This is a genomic window from Methylobacterium sp. CM6257 (assembly GCF_054611515.1).
Map to the genome: position 1 here is coordinate 575451 of NZ_CM137735.1, position 13294 is coordinate 588744.

The 13294-nt window shown below is 65.2% G+C and carries 15 protein-coding genes; 11 read left to right on the plus strand and 4 right to left on the minus strand.

Features of this window, described 5'->3' with window-relative positions; all coding sequences use genetic code 11:
* Window position 1: 1 nt before the first annotated feature.
* The 5 genes from ACYCO6_RS02820 (at window position 2) to ACYCO6_RS02840 (ending at window position 3997) form a co-directional block, all read left to right on the plus strand.
* Window positions 2–963, plus strand: a protein-coding gene (locus tag ACYCO6_RS02820) for an IS630 family transposase (protein WP_459764350.1) whose coding sequence is annotated in 2 segments (ribosomal slippage) — window positions 2–341 and window positions 341–963 — 963 coding nt in all. Because the reading frame shifts where the segments join, the coding sequence is not laid out codon by codon here.
* 206 nt (window positions 964–1169) lie between these two features.
* Entirely contained in the window at window positions 1170–1352 is a 183-nt protein-coding gene (locus ACYCO6_RS02825) for a hypothetical protein (RefSeq protein WP_459769074.1), read from the plus strand.
* Between the two features lie 244 nt (window positions 1353–1596).
* Window positions 1597–1989, plus strand: coding sequence for a response regulator (locus ACYCO6_RS02830; protein WP_459769076.1), 393 nt, complete (start codon window positions 1597–1599; stop codon window positions 1987–1989).
* A gap of 277 nt (window positions 1990–2266) precedes the next feature.
* Entirely contained in the window at window positions 2267–2476 is a 210-nt protein-coding gene (locus ACYCO6_RS02835) for a cold-shock protein (protein ID WP_459769078.1), read from the plus strand.
* Window positions 2477–2914: 438 nt separating this feature from the next.
* Window positions 2915–3997, plus strand: coding sequence for a polyhydroxyalkanoate depolymerase (locus ACYCO6_RS02840; RefSeq protein WP_459769080.1), 1083 nt, complete (start codon window positions 2915–2917; stop codon window positions 3995–3997).
* Between the two features lie 525 nt (window positions 3998–4522).
* Here the strand turns inward: ACYCO6_RS02840 and ACYCO6_RS02845 are convergent.
* Window positions 4523–4747, minus strand: a complete 225-nt coding sequence (locus ACYCO6_RS02845) for a hypothetical protein (RefSeq protein WP_459769082.1) — start codon at window positions 4745–4747, stop codon at window positions 4523–4525.
* 24 nt (window positions 4748–4771) lie between these two features.
* The gene (locus tag ACYCO6_RS02850) at window positions 4772–5239 is read right to left on the minus strand and encodes a 5' nucleotidase, NT5C type (RefSeq protein WP_459769084.1); all 468 of its coding nucleotides are present in this window, start codon (window positions 5237–5239) and stop codon (window positions 4772–4774) included.
* A gap of 380 nt (window positions 5240–5619) precedes the next feature.
* Between ACYCO6_RS02850 and ACYCO6_RS02855 the strand changes: the two genes are divergently transcribed.
* Window positions 5620–6195 (plus strand): helix-turn-helix transcriptional regulator, encoded by a 576-nt coding sequence (locus ACYCO6_RS02855; protein ID WP_459769086.1) that lies wholly within the window; start codon window positions 5620–5622, stop codon window positions 6193–6195.
* Between the two features lie 1034 nt (window positions 6196–7229).
* Here ACYCO6_RS02855 and ACYCO6_RS02860 read toward each other — a convergent pair.
* Window positions 7230–7469 (minus strand): hypothetical protein, encoded by a 240-nt coding sequence (locus ACYCO6_RS02860; protein ID WP_459769088.1) that lies wholly within the window; start codon window positions 7467–7469, stop codon window positions 7230–7232.
* A gap of 306 nt (window positions 7470–7775) precedes the next feature.
* On the opposite strand from ACYCO6_RS02860, the gene ACYCO6_RS02865 reads away from it, so the two are divergent.
* Both ACYCO6_RS02865 and ACYCO6_RS02870 read left to right on the plus strand, forming a co-directional pair.
* On the plus strand, window positions 7776–9461 hold the full coding sequence (locus ACYCO6_RS02865) for a methyl-accepting chemotaxis protein (protein ID WP_459769090.1): 1686 nt from the start codon (window positions 7776–7778) through the stop codon (window positions 9459–9461).
* A 7-nt stretch (window positions 9462–9468) separates the two neighbouring features.
* Window positions 9469–9618: a hypothetical protein gene (locus ACYCO6_RS02870; RefSeq protein WP_459769092.1), complete on the plus strand. Its 150-nt coding sequence runs from the start codon at window positions 9469–9471 to the stop codon at window positions 9616–9618.
* 111 nt (window positions 9619–9729) lie between these two features.
* On the opposite strand, the gene ACYCO6_RS02875 is transcribed toward ACYCO6_RS02870, so the two are convergent.
* Window positions 9730–10623, minus strand: coding sequence for a LysR family transcriptional regulator (locus ACYCO6_RS02875; protein ID WP_459769093.1), 894 nt, complete (start codon window positions 10621–10623; stop codon window positions 9730–9732).
* Window positions 10624–10734: 111 nt separating this feature from the next.
* Here ACYCO6_RS02875 and ACYCO6_RS02880 point away from each other — a divergent pair, with 111 nt between their 5' ends.
* From ACYCO6_RS02880 to ACYCO6_RS02890, 3 genes are all read left to right on the plus strand, one after another.
* On the plus strand, window positions 10735–11835 hold the full coding sequence (locus tag ACYCO6_RS02880; RefSeq protein ID WP_459769096.1) for an oxidoreductase: 1101 nt from the start codon (window positions 10735–10737) through the stop codon (window positions 11833–11835).
* Between the two features lie 71 nt (window positions 11836–11906).
* On the plus strand, window positions 11907–12533 hold the full coding sequence (locus ACYCO6_RS02885) for a DsbA family oxidoreductase (RefSeq protein WP_459769098.1): 627 nt from the start codon (window positions 11907–11909) through the stop codon (window positions 12531–12533).
* 422 nt (window positions 12534–12955) lie between these two features.
* Window positions 12956–13240 carry a hypothetical protein gene (locus ACYCO6_RS02890; RefSeq protein WP_459769100.1) on the plus strand — a complete coding sequence of 95 codons (285 nt, stop codon included), beginning with the start codon at window positions 12956–12958 and terminating at the stop codon, window positions 13238–13240.
* Window positions 13241–13294: the final 54 nt, after the last annotated feature.

Sequence of the window (13294 nt, forward strand, 5' to 3'; positions counted from 1 at the left end):
GATGCCTTCACCTCTGTCGGTCGACTTACGCGAGCGTGTCGTGGCTGCCGTGGCGGCAGGGGCCTCGTGCCACCGAGCCGCAGCTCGCTTTGGGGTCAGCGTGTCGAGCGCCAGCCGCTGGTCGCAGCGCTCGCACCAAGAGGGCCATGTCGCGCCCAAGCCGATGGGCGGCGATCACACCTCGCAGCGCATCGAGGCGCATGCCGCACTGATCCTGGCGACCTCCGAGCAGGAGCCGCGTCTCTTCCTGCGCGAGTTGCGCGACCGACTGGCTGAGCAGGGCGTCCAGACCAGCACAAGCGGCCTGTCGCGCTTCTTCCAGCGACACGCGATCACCTGGAAAAGGGGGCGACGTTCGCAGCTGAGCAGGAGCGTGAAGACGTAAGAGCGGCCCGCGAGGCGTGGTTTGAGGCACAGCCCGAGCTCGATCCGGACCGGCTGGTGTTCCTGGACGAGACAGCGGCGGCCACCAACATGGCGCGGCGCTCCGGCTGGGCCCCACGCGGCGAGCGCTGCCGGCTCGCAGCCCCACTGGGCCATTACAAAACCACGACCATCACCGCCGCCCTGCGCACGAGCGGGCTGTGTGCCACCGCGCTGCTGGACGGCCCCACGAACGGCACGCGCTTTTGCAGCTATGTCACCGACACCTTGGTCCCGGTGCTGCAGCCGGGCGACATCGTCGTCATGGACAATCTGCCAGCCCACAAGGTCGCCGGCGTGCAGGATGCGATCGAGGCCGCAGGAGCGCGGCTGCTCTACCTTCCGTCCTACAGCCCTGATTTCAACCCGATTGAACAGGCCTTCGCAAAGCTGAAGGCGCTGTTGCGCAGCGCGGCAGCCCGCACGATCCCGGATCTGTGGGCGGCGATCCGGCAGGCCTTCACCCGTTTCACGCCGCAAGAGTGCCGCAACTACCTCGCCGCAGCCGGCTACGAGAACGACTTGGCCGTCGCTACCTGACCGGGAACAGCTCTAGTGCAAGCTCGGTTGAAGGCTGTTGAGGATTGGATCCGACCGGCTCTCCAAAATGTGGAAAGCGTCGATGTGCATATGGCCCCGGGTTCGAACCCGGTGTCCTCGCGGGCGGCTGGGTGACCGGAAGAAAGATCGAGAAGGGCCGCGTCGACAGATTGCTTCAGGAACGTGGTCTCACGGGGGCAGACATCATGGCACAGGGTTTCCTTCTGAGCCTGCCCGCCGGCGAGCGCATCGACCGGTTGGCCTCTCTGGCAGATCAGCGCCGGGATACACTCTTGCGGGAGATCGAACGAAAGCGGGCGAGCTTTGCCCAACGGGTGCGCACCGCAGCCGCAGAGATCCTCGACGTCGACCACTCAGAGGCCCGGTGAGCAGCTGTTCTGGATCGAGGACGCTCTCGCGATCGATCCGGAGTTCATCCCACGCCGTGGCTACGGGACGGAGTTGATCCAAGAGGCACTGGCCTACGCGCTGCAGGCCGAGGTCGACTAAACGCTTGACCGAGGCGGCGTGCGCTGCCGGATCGAGATGCCGGGCTCCTGATATGCGTGAACGCAAGGCTTGCGGGGGGCGTTTATCGTGAGGCGTTCCGACACGGCCTGCTCCGGAGAGCCGGTGTCCGACCATGCGCATCCCCTCGCTGGCTGCTGCATCTTGGTGGTCGAGGACGAGTACCTCATCGCCATGGAGGTGAAGCGCTGGCTGCAGGCGGCCGGTGCTGAGGTGCTCGGACCTGTGCCGGGTGTGGACCGAGCGCTCGACCTGATCGAGGGTCGCCGACCCGATGCGGCGGTGCGCGACGCCAACCTCGGCGACGGGGACAACGTGTACCGAGTCGCCGACAAGCTGTGCGTTCTGGGCGTGCCGTACCTGTTCGCCACAGGTGGCGTGAAGCTGGCGGATGCCTACGTCTATCGCCACCGGCCGCGGTTGGAGAAACCGTTCACGGAAGCGGAGTTGGTGCGCAGTCTGGCCAAGCTCGTCAAGCCGCCCCGGCAGGCTCCATAAGCCCGTCCTCCGCGGACATCACCCACATGGCATGGGGCGGCGCCCTGAACGGCCGACACGGGTGCTATCGGGTTGGTTCGCTTTCGGAGAACCACCCAATATCTGTTTTCCACCCCGAGGGATCTTTAGTCGGTGGCATCCCTCGGCATCGGCGCTGACGGCAAGGGCCGGAACCGCGCGCTGATTGCAGGCGGCCCTGGAACAGGCCTCTGGACCGGGCCGTTCAGCGCTCACGGCCTCCACGTTGGTGGGCCAGAGACGACCAGGGCATCTCCACATGGCTACCGGTACAGTGAAGTGGTTCAACGAGACCAAGGGCTACGGCTTCATCCAGCCCGACGACGGCGGCAAGGACGTGTTCGTGCACATCTCGGCCGTGGAGCGCGCCGGAATGCGCAACCTCATCGAAGGGCAGAAGATCTCCTACGACGTCGAGGCTGACCGGCGCAGCGGCAAGGAGAGTGCCGCCAACCTGAAGGCGGTCTAAAGCGTAGCAGGCCTACCCAGAGAATGATGACGCCGCCTCAGCTGTGGCGTCATCCGGTGTGGCCTGGCATAGCGTGCCGATGGCCGACGACGTCCCGCACCCCTACTCCATCAAGGTCTGGTCAGCCTTTCGGAACTACCGACCCCGCCATTACCCGGGGCCGCACTCGCCGCTGGCCGGCTGCATCTCCGGCAGGTGAAACCACGTGACCGGCCCGGCGCGTCGCTCTCGAATGCGTGGCTGGGGTGATCGGCCGGTACCTCCGCGAATGGGACCCCGCAAGCAGTTGCGCGTCGGATCCTTCTGGGGAACTAGTTCTCCCCGGCGAGAAGCAGGTATTCTGGACGATCCGGTCCGCTACCGCTGTTTGCTCTGCCTCAATGACGTCCCTGGCCGGGCATGTCCCGATCGGACGCGAGAAGCGAGGTTGAGATCGTCATGTCGGGCCGCCCCGTTCGGGAGCTGCCGGCCAGCTGGCCCGGGCGGCACCCGCTCGGTATCGCTGCTTCAAGCCTTGGTGGGCGCAGCGTGCCGATTGTACAGCGCGACGTTATTGCCCGCGACTTCGGCGTCATCACGGAGTTCGCCGGCGAAGTAAGAGAACGGCGCGTTCTCCTGATCGCCCCACTTGCGGGTGCTTATCCGATACTGCTGCGCGATCTCGTGATCGCACTTCTGCGCCATGCAACCGTCGCCGTAACCGACTGGCGGGATCCCTGGTACATTCCGGTCTGTTGCGGTTCTTTCGACCTCTCCGACAACATCGCCTACGTGGTCGACGTGATTCGAGGGCTCGGCCCCAATCTGCATGTCGTTGGCGTGTGCCAAGGCGTCATTCCGGCCCTCGCTGCGACAGCCCTGCTTTCCGCCCGGGGTGGCAAAGCTGCACCCTGCTCGCTAACCCTCGTCGCCGGCCCTGTCGACCCTCTGGCAAATCCAACACGCGTTGTCCTCGCCTGCCGCTCCCCTACGGCATCACGTATTCAGGAAGCCGCCATGGAAACTGTCCCCGACGGGGCGCCTGGCGCGGGCCGCCGAATCTACCCTGGCGCAGCGCAATTGGGCACCTTCTCGAGCTACCTGGCCCGGCATTGGTTATCGGGCGAAATATTCTGGAAGCTCGTGAACGACGACGGTGAGGATCCGCTGGGCTTCCCGTTCTGGTCCCTCGTATCGCAGTTTATGAACCTGCCGGCGGAGCTTGTCCGCGACATCGTACGCCAGGTTTTTATCGAGAAGGGTCTGTGGCGCGGCTTCCACCTGAGCGGAGGCGAACCTATCCTGCCGGCTGAAATCCGCCGCACCGGGTTGATGACTATCGAGGGCGAGAACGACGATATTGCCGGCCCTGGCCAGACCTCTGCGGCGCATGCGCTCTGCACCGGCCTCCCGGAGCATCTGCGCCGACACTTCCTCGTTCCAGGGTGCGGTCATTTCGCCCTGATCCACGGCGCGCGAATGAGATTCCTTGTGGTGCCTGCCATCGTGCGTTTTTTCGACGACATGGAGGCCGCCGGATGAGCTGAGCGAGCTCCCCGCGTGAGACTGGGATCTTGCGACCGCAGTAAGGCCACAGCTTAGCACGGCGGAGTTCGAGTTCGACTGCCCTCTCTGTCAGGCTTGCCCGGTGCGGCCCTTACACCTTTCCGGTCTCGGGTCTGTACGTCGTCACCTGCCCGTAGATCGGGAGCGAAGTTGGCCAAGCGGCTCACCCTCGGATCGGCGAGGCCGCCCGCCCGGGCGAGCCTCGTAAGCGCGAACGTGGTGATCAGCTCCGCCTCACGATCCTTGGTCTCGAGGCCGGGCAGGACGCTTACCGCGGTACGCACGCCTTCGACAGCTTCGCAAAAAGCCGGATCACTCTTTCGCTCATTCTTACGAGACATTGTAGCCCAAGATCTTATAAATATTGCAATTTAAACAGAATAGATCTAGATCTTACCACTTTCTGCAACACAAATTGATCTTTGTTCTGGAATTGAATTGAGATCGTTACTGTAACATGAGTGGATTTATAATGTAGGCTAACGTGAGCACTCGGTTTAGTCAGACTCGGCGCTCTCGGGGGCTGGCGAGATTGCTGGTGAGGCCAATGATGATCGAGGCGTCCATGCACCCGTCCTTCGAAGCGCGGGAGCGACCAATCGTCCCGACGCCGGGACCTTTCACGTCACGCGGACGCTTGGTCGGCAGGTCGAGTGCAAGGCGGTCGAGACCGACCACGTGATCGCGAGCCGAGGCTGGGTCGACCGTGATCTCGTACTTATCCATCTTAGGCCTGCTCGTATCTGAGCCTCAGTGGAAGCCGTGCTCGCGCAAGTGCCGGATCGAGGCGGATGCACTCCTATGGTGAATGAACATGCCCCCGGCGTTCTCCCAAAGGGACCGGTACTTGTCACGATCATCCACCAGAGCATCGCCGGGGCGGCAATGCTCGCGCTTCAAGGCTGCTGTCGTCGTGATCACCTCGACACCCGGGAAGTGCCGGGCTGACCAGCGGCGCTTCTGCGGCTCGGCCCAGTCGCCGCGCGGCAGCCCGGTCAGGATCACGGGGTTGAGGTGGTGGACCGCCTCGTAGAGTTCCGCTGCGTCCGGCAGAAGGTCGAGGCTGTCGAAAAAGTCTGGGGTGGAGGCCAGGATGCTCCAGAAGCGCTTCAGGCCGAAGCGTCTCTCGAACGCATCCGGCCGCATCCCGAGGACCCGGGCAGCGCCCGCGTCGAAGTCGGCCAAGACTCCGTCGCAGTCGAGGAACACCGTCGGCATCAGCGGGGCACCTCCGTGACTGAAATGCCTCGCCCCGTCCGGCCCCCGCCGAGCGGTTCCCAAATTTGCTCGCTCGCAATGGCCAGTGCACCTGCCGTCCCACCCAGGCCAAGCTCGACCACCTGCGCGGCCGCTTCCTCCTCGCAGCGTGATCCACCAAACTCGGCGATGAACCACCGCGTCGAGGTCGATCGGGGTCTACGACGGCGTGCCGCCCACATCCGGGTTCCGTCCCTGCGGAACTGCCAGTTTCCCTGCTCGGAGCATCCCTCGAACGATACTTACCCTATTTGGGGGATGCGACGATGCCGTTCATCGATTGTAACTAATCTAAAGTGCCTCGCTTGAGGTTTGGGTGGGAGTGGCGAAGGCTATCAACCATGCTGGTGGGCATGCCCCTGTTGCGCGTGTTCGACCGTATGGGATGCGGCGGCATCATCCTGTCCACCACCGGCCATATCCTGGCGACAAACATCAGCGCCCGGCTCACCCTGCAGCGGATGTTCGAGCTGGACGAGGCTGCAGTCGCCGCCCTGAATGGCTCTGGACGCGAAGTCATCAAGCAGCTGCTCGGTCGCGGCCGATCTCGCATCAGCCTTGATAACGAGAATTGGATCCTGATCGAGCGCAGCGGTCAGCGGCCGCTGATCATGAACTGCGTGCCGGTGCCCGTGCTGAGCGACGACGGCCCGCACTCGGTTCTGCTGCTGATCGACCTTGATGCGACACCGCTGCCCAGCACAGCCTGCCTGGAGCAGATCTTCGGCCTCACGCGCGCCGAGGCGCGGCTGACGCTGCTCTTGGTCAGCGGCAAGACGCTGACCGAGATAGCAGAGATGCTACATCTCAGTGTCGCGACGGTGCGGACCCAGCTCAAATCCGCGTTCGAGAAGACGCACACGCATCGCCAAGCTGAGCTTGTGGTGCTCGTCTCGCGCCTAGCGGCGCTGCCCTAAGCCCTGGCTGGCGGGCCGACCCTGTTAAGCGGCCCGGAACCGATGGCAGAGGCTGCTGCGGCGAAGCACTCCCGCACCCAATCGGCTGCGGACGAGAGCGTGTCGAATACCATGGCTTCGTGATCGCAGGGACCGAAGCCAGCCTGCAGGAACCAGCCCCGCTCGGCCGGCAGAAGGACCGCAGCAAGGCACTGATCGGCGAAGACGAGGTGCGCGTCCTCAGAAGCCCGTCGCGTCGCGGCGCAGACCTCCGTGAAGCTCACCTCAACGGACCTACGAGCGTCCAATCGGCACCCCGTTCACCGGGTGGATCCGGTGTCTCTGCATCAAAGCCGGACTTTAAGCAATCTACCATCCAGCGGAGCGAGCTGTCATCCACCGTTCGAGGTAAGGATTGTTTCTGATCCGAGTCGGGGCAGGCCAGCCCCGGATAGATTTTTCGGGTTCCGGGGCGACTTTGCGGTGAGCAAAGAGGGCCTGATCGCAACAAAATCTGCCGCAAACATCGTCCGCAGTGGCGGAAATCTCCGAGGACTATGTATTGGAGGCGGCGCAGAAGGGAATGACTGGGGCGACATGCAGAAGGAAGGCGATCACCGCTGTACGGATCGGGCGGTCACAAGCTGGTCGGTTGTCAAATCGCGCTCCGGATCACAGCGGTGGCCAACCTGAGCACTGGACTCCTGTGGTGCGTTGCGTCCCCATCGTCGCTTTCCGCCCGTCCTGCCGTCCGGCCGCCTGGGAGTACGGTATGGCTCAGCTCGCGCCACAACCCACGCGGTAGATAGGGCGTGTTTGCCGATCGATCTGGGCATCACTCGTCGCAGGCAAAAGGTGATCACCTTCGTGCAAAGCTCGCCTATGTCGCGGCCGGGCGCGTGGCTTTCCTTCTGGACTGCCTCAAGCACGTGAGCAGTACACGCAGCTCGTCGGGCAGCGTGCGGGCGCTCGGTGGCGGGCAGGCGCGCTCGATGGCGCGGGTGAGAGCAGCCAGCGCCGGCTCATGCGGGCTTGCCGCTCTGGGTTTGGGCCGGTCAGGAAACGAAACGACCATCTGATCCAGCCACCCCGATCGTCTTCAGGTACTGCTCGGCATCGGCTTCAGCGTGCAGTCGGAGTGCCAGGATGCGGTTGTGACGCGCCTGTTCGAGTAGCGCCTCAGCGGCTGCAACCTGCCCTTGTTCAGCAACGTGATGGGCTGCACGCGCCAGCTCTGTTGCGATCGCCCCAGCGAGAACGGCGGTTCGGACCCGATTGTTGTACGATGCGACCATCGCTGCCCCCGGTCACCGGAAGCCTCAACCGTCAACGCGATATCCTAACGGTTCGTTAACCGCCTCCGCAGCGGCAGATTTGTAATCCGTCGTACGATTTGAGAATTATCTTGGCGTTTGTCATCCGGCGTTGGAATTGGGATGCGTACGTTATCGAAATGTTTATCTGCGAACCGATCGTTTCTGCAGATGCTTAAAACCAGTATCGTTCTCTGATGGAGGGTCGAGACGGCTTATTAAGCGATAATTAAGCAGTCATATTGAATACGCATAGCTGACGTACTCTGTCGTTTGGCTGCATCATTCATGCGTCTGTCGATCAAATCTGCTCTCGCTGGCCTGTTCGGGCTTGCGGCCGTGATCTCCGCCGGTCAGGGTCTCCTCAGCATCCGGGATCTTTCCGAGATCCGGCAGAACGTCAGCGATGTCGGCGCAATACGGCTTCCCGCGGTCAACACCGTCAATCGCATCAACACCGCCATGCGCGACTACCGGGTCAAGCTCTACCGGTTCGTCGTCGCCTCCAACTCGCCTGCTGACCTGGCGGCCAACACGAAGACGCTCGCCGCTGCCGCAGATGCCCTCGCGCAGCTCCGGCGTGAGTACGAGCCGATGATCAGCTCCGCTGAAGAGAGGGCCGCCTATGGCCAGTTCTCAACCGCCTGGGCGCAGTACCTGCAGGAGCAGCAGCCCGTGCTCGACGCGATGGCGGGCGATCGCAAGGCCGAGGCTTTGGCCGTGTTGACCAAGCCCGAACTCGCGCAGTTGAACAAGGAAGCCGCGGATGCCCTTCAGCGGGGGGTAGGCCTCAACAAGCAGGCCGCCGAGGCTGCGGTGAGCGCCAGCATCGCGAGCGCCGACGCGGCCACCCGCACCGCCTATATCGCCATGGGCGTCGCCCTGCTCACCTCTCTCGGCGCAGCTCTCTTCAGCCTCTTCGGCATTGCGCGGCCCGTCGAGCGCATGACGTCCGCAATGGGCTTGCTGGCCTCCGGTGATGCGACCACCGCTGTTCCCGGTGTCGGCCGGCAGGATGAGATCGGCGCGATGGCGTCGGCCGTTCAGGTCTTCAAGGACAACCTGATCCGCACCCGTCGGCTGGAGGAGGAGACGGCGCTCGCCCGCGCCTCAGCCGAGGAGCAGCGCAAGGCCGGCATGCGCCAGATGGCCGACAGCTTCGAGGCGGCCGTTGGCGGCATCGTCGGCATGGTTTCCTCCTCGGCCACCGAGTTGCAGGCCACCGCTCAGCAGATGACCGCCACGGCCACCCAGACGGCCAGCCAATCCACGAGTGTGGCCGCGGCCGCCGAGGAGGCCGCCTCGAACGTCAACACCGTAGCGGCCGCTGCCGAGGAGCTGGGCTCGTCGGTTCAGGAGATCGGCCGGCAGGTGGCTGGCTCGGCGCATCTGGCCCGCACGGCCGTGGATGAGGCCAGCCAGACGGCCGCGCTCGTGCAGGAGCTGAACGGGGCCGTGTCGCGGATCGGCGACGTGGTGACGCTGATCTCGACGATTGCCGGTCAGACCAACCTGCTGGCGCTCAACGCCACCATCGAGGCCGCCCGCGCCGGTGCGGCCGGCAAGGGCTTCGCGGTGGTGGCGAGCGAGGTGAAGGCGCTCGCGGAGCAGACCGCGAAGGCCACGAGCGAGATCTCAGGCCAGATCGCGCGCATCCAGGGCTCGACCGGTCAGGCGGTGACCGCGATCGGCTCGATCAGCACGCGGATTCAAGAGATCAGCAGCGTGGCGACGAGCATCGCGGCGGCGGTGGAGCAGCAAGGTGCGGCCACACAGGAGATCGTGCGCAACGTCGCCCAGGCGGCGTGCGGCACGGGTGAGGTGACCAGCAACATCGCCGGCGTGGCGGGTGCGGCCGAGGAGACGGGGGCGGCCGCCTCCCAAGTGCTTGGCGCAGCCTCCGAGCTGTCGCGCCAGTCCGAGCAGCTCGCGTCCGAGATGAGCCGGTTCCTCGCCACCGTGCGCGCTGCCTGAGGACGCGATGGCCGAGATCCTCATCCTGCCCGTCCGCTATCCCAGCGCAGAGCAGACAACGCGCCTGATCGCCGGCTTAGCAGACGCGCAGGAGCAGGGCTTGGCTCTGGGTCCGCGCGGCCCACATCAGGTCCGTGCTGAACGCTTCTGGCGGTGAGCCGAAGGCAGGAGCAAGTTGGGTGGGCAGCGGAAGGCCGCTGCTCTCCGGACGAACGTCCGGATCGCCAGACGAAGCGGACAATCAGACCCCTGGACCAGCCGTCATCGTTCAGAGAACCCGAGTGCCAGCCGTCGTCAGCGCGATCTTCAAGGCGTGGATGAACTGAGCCACTCGTGCGGGCATGTGCTGGCGGGTTGGCAGCACCGCCCAGATGGCAAGTTGCTCCGGCTCGGCGTCGGCCAGGGTAACGGCAGCGAGGGTGCCATCGGCAAGCTCCTGCGCCACGTCCCAATAGGTCAGCAGCGCAAGCCCCGCCCCAGCAACGCAGGCGGCGTGCACCGTATCGACGCTGTTCGTAGCAAGCCGCCCCTTGGTGCGCTTGGCAATCGGTTGCCCCGCCTGCTGGAAGGACCACGCATCCATGGCATGGAGCGTGAGGCAGGCGTGTCCGTCGAGATCCCTCAACCGTTCAGGGCACCCATGCGCCGCGAGATAGCTCGGGGCCGCGCAGAGGATGCGCGGGTTGTCCACCAGCCGCACGGCGACGAGTTCCGAAGCCTGCAAGGTCGCGACCCTGAGTGCTACGTCGATCCCGGACGCCACGATATCGACGATCCCGTCCGTGAAGGTCAGGTCAACCTGTAGCAGCGGGTTTTCCGCCATCAGCCGGACCACCAGCGGCACGACGACAGCGCGGCCGATCCGATTAGGGGCTGTCACGCGCAGGACGCCGCTCAATCCTCCGCGCTGTTCGGAGAAGGCCGCCGTAGCAGCGTCTCTCGCCTCCAGCATCGTCCGAGCGAGCGGCAGGAACGTCTCACCATCCGCCGTCAGGGCTACCGACCGGGTGGTGCGGTGGAGTAGCCGCGCCCCGAGTTCCTGTTCCAGTGCCGTCAACCGGCGGCTGACCGCCATCGGTGACAAACCCGCCCGCCGTCCGGCGGCCGAAAGGCTGCCGGTCGCGACGATCGCGCAGAACAGGGCCACGTCCGAGAGGTTCATCGGCATAACACTGGGCGATAAGATCCTTATCGTCCACCTCGGCTACTGCAAGGCCGCTGCAACGGCTACCTGCCTGCCGACAGAGCCGCGACGGCGGCGTGGAGGCCGAACATGAGCACGGACGCGAAGGACCTTTTCTCCGGCATCGATATAAACGGCGTGAAGTTCAGGAACCGCCTCGCGGTCGCGCCGATGACGCGCGTGAGTGCTGCCGAGGACGGCACTGCCACGCAGACGATGGCGCGCTACTATGAGCGGTTCGCCCGTGGCGGTTTCGGCCTGCTGATCTCCGAGGGCATCTACACAGATCGGGCGTTCTCGCAGGGGTACATCCACCAGCCCGGCATCACCGACGAGACGCAGGCGCAGGCGTGGCGGCCGGTCGTGGACGCGGCCCACCGGCACGGGGCGCGCATCTTCGCGCAGTTGATGCACGCAGGTGCGATCCGCCAGGGCAACCGCTTCCGCGCTACCAGCGTCGGACCATCGGCCGTGCAGCCCAAGGGGCAGCAGATGGAGTTCTACTACGGCAGGGGCGCCTACCCGATGCCTGCGGCCATCACCGAGGAGCAGATCGCCGATGCGGTCCAGGGCTTCGCCGCATCGGCCGGACGTGCAGTCACGGCCGGGTTCGACGGCATCGAGATCCACGGCGCGAACGGCTACCTCATCGACCAGTTCCTGACCGATTACGCCAACCGACGCAGCGACCGGTGGGGCGGCGATACCCGCCAGCGCACCACATTCGTGCGCACCGTCCTCGAGGCAGTCCGGGCGAAGGTCGGTCCGAGCGTGCCGGTTGGGGTCCGGATCTCGCAGGGCAAGGTCAACGATTTCACCCATAAATGGGCAGGCCGTGAGCAGGATGCCGAGGCCATTTTCGGCACCCTCGCCGAGGCCGGGGCCACCTACATCCACGTCACCGAACACGCGGCCTGGGAGCCCGCGTTCGAGGACGGAGGAGACAGCCTCGTCTCGCTTGCCCGTCGCTACGCGCCGCATGTCTCGCTGATCGCCAATGGCGGCGTTCGGGACCGTGTGCGGGCGCAGGAGGTCCTGGCCGCAGGTGCTGACATCGTGGCGCTCGGCAAGGCCGCGCTCGCCAACCCCGATTTTCCGAGACGCATTCAGGCAGCCGAGGAATTGGCCGATTTCGACCACGCCATCCTCGGGCCGATTGCGAACATCAAACCGACGGAGCTTGCGGCCTGAAGGACCCGAGAAGCGGGGTGCCCCCTTGTTCCGGTGACCCCTTCCCGCCGCGCGACCATATGGATCGAAGGATGAGCCAGGACGCCAGCACCGCCGCAAAGACAGCCTCCCGAGCGACCGTTCGCGTGTGGATCGACTTTGTCTGCCCGTACTGCCTCTTAGGGGAGCACGTCATCCGAGCCGCTACCGAGGGGCTCGCGGTTGATGTCGTGTGGATGCCGTTCGAGTTGCGCCCTTACCCGATTCCGACGTTGCGGCCAGAGGACGAATATCTACCCACGGCATGGAGGCAGGGCGTCTACCCCGCAGCCGAGCGGATGGGCATCGCCATCCGCCTGCCGACCGTTTCGCCGCAACCGTACACCCGCAAGGCGTTCCTCGGGCTGCAGTATGCCGTCGAGCACGGCCGGGGCGACGCTTACGTCGATGCGGTTCTGCGCGCCTTCTTTCAGCAGGATTGCGACGTCGGCGACACCGACGTGCTCAAGGCGATCATGCAAGATCTTGGTCTTGATCCCGCCGGCCTTGATGGAGTGCTGGGATCGCCCCTCTACGGGGAGCGCCACGATGCGGCGCTGCGCGTGGCGCGAGAGGCGGGCATCCGTGCCGTCCCCTCTGTTGCTGTCGGCAATCGGCTGTTCTCGGGCACCCCGCAGCCCGAAGCATTGCGAGCCGAAATCCTGCGGCAAACGGCTTAGCGCGAACATTTCCCTCGGGCGCCTCAGGCGCGTGACAGTCACGCCTGAAGCTTGCATCAAACCGTATGCTTTCGCCGAATCCGGCCATCACATCGGGCATGATCGAAGGTCGGAGTCGGGTCGAGAGCAGAGTGTCCGGTTCACCGCGGTGGCCGCCCGAGCGCGGACCGACCGCCATCGGCCAGATGCTGCCCGGGGCCTCGCGCCCGATCCGGTCACCGCGGATGTGCAAAACGCGGCCTCAGAGCGGACATTTCCGCGCGTCAGGGTTCATCGACGCGTGAAGGGAACTGCGAAGGCGACCGCCGCATGATCCCAAGGCACGCGCTCCGTCTGGCAAAGCATCTTCGACTGCTGTCGGGTTGGCCGGAACGCTCCCACTTCAGGGGCATTCTCTCTCGGATCCTCCAGGAGTGAACACCATGCGCATCGTCGGGCACGCATCCACCGTCGCCATCGTAACCCTCGTGAGCATCGGTGCGGCCGAGGCGAAAGGCTGCATCAAGGGCGCAATCATCGGCGGCTTGGCCGGCCACTATCTGGCCGAGCGCGGCGTCGTCGGCGCCGTGGCGGGCTGCCTCGGCGGTCGCTACCTGGCCAACAGGCAGGCCCGGCGCAAGGAGATCGAGTACGGCTCGCGGGTGCAGCCGCGCGACACGGGATACGGCCCCCCGCAGGCTTACCCGCGCCGGTCCTACAGCTACTGAGAGGCCCGCTGGGCGGCCGGGAGGATCAGGGACCCGGCCGTTCGGTCGGCGCAG

Bases quoted from the DNA above. Each gene is read 5' to 3' on its own strand.
- ACYCO6_RS02825 (WP_459769074.1), top strand. From the start codon at position 1,170: ATGGCACAGGGTTTCCTTCTGAGCCTGCCCGCCGGCGAGCGCATCGAC.
- ACYCO6_RS02835 (WP_459769078.1), top strand. From the start codon at position 2,267: ATGGCTACCGGTACAGTGAAGTGGTTCAACGAGACCAAGGGCTACGGC.
- ACYCO6_RS02840 (WP_459769080.1), top strand. From the start codon at position 2,915: ATGTCGGGCCGCCCCGTTCGGGAGCTGCCGGCCAGCTGGCCCGGGCGG.
- ACYCO6_RS02845 (WP_459769082.1), bottom strand. From the start codon at position 4,747: ATGGATAAGTACGAGATCACGGTCGACCCAGCCTCGGCTCGCGATCAC.
- ACYCO6_RS02850 (WP_459769084.1), bottom strand. From the start codon at position 5,239: ATGCCGACGGTGTTCCTCGACTGCGACGGAGTCTTGGCCGACTTCGAC.
- ACYCO6_RS02855 (WP_459769086.1), top strand. From the start codon at position 5,620: ATGCTGGTGGGCATGCCCCTGTTGCGCGTGTTCGACCGTATGGGATGC.
- ACYCO6_RS02860 (WP_459769088.1), bottom strand. From the start codon at position 7,469: ATGGTCGCATCGTACAACAATCGGGTCCGAACCGCCGTTCTCGCTGGG.
- ACYCO6_RS02865 (WP_459769090.1), top strand. From the start codon at position 7,776: ATGCGTCTGTCGATCAAATCTGCTCTCGCTGGCCTGTTCGGGCTTGCG.
- ACYCO6_RS02870 (WP_459769092.1), top strand. From the start codon at position 9,469: ATGGCCGAGATCCTCATCCTGCCCGTCCGCTATCCCAGCGCAGAGCAG.
- ACYCO6_RS02875 (WP_459769093.1), bottom strand. From the start codon at position 10,623: ATGAACCTCTCGGACGTGGCCCTGTTCTGCGCGATCGTCGCGACCGGC.
- ACYCO6_RS02880 (WP_459769096.1), top strand. From the start codon at position 10,735: ATGAGCACGGACGCGAAGGACCTTTTCTCCGGCATCGATATAAACGGC.
- ACYCO6_RS02885 (WP_459769098.1), top strand. From the start codon at position 11,907: ATGAGCCAGGACGCCAGCACCGCCGCAAAGACAGCCTCCCGAGCGACC.
- ACYCO6_RS02890 (WP_459769100.1), top strand. From the start codon at position 12,956: ATGCGCATCGTCGGGCACGCATCCACCGTCGCCATCGTAACCCTCGTG.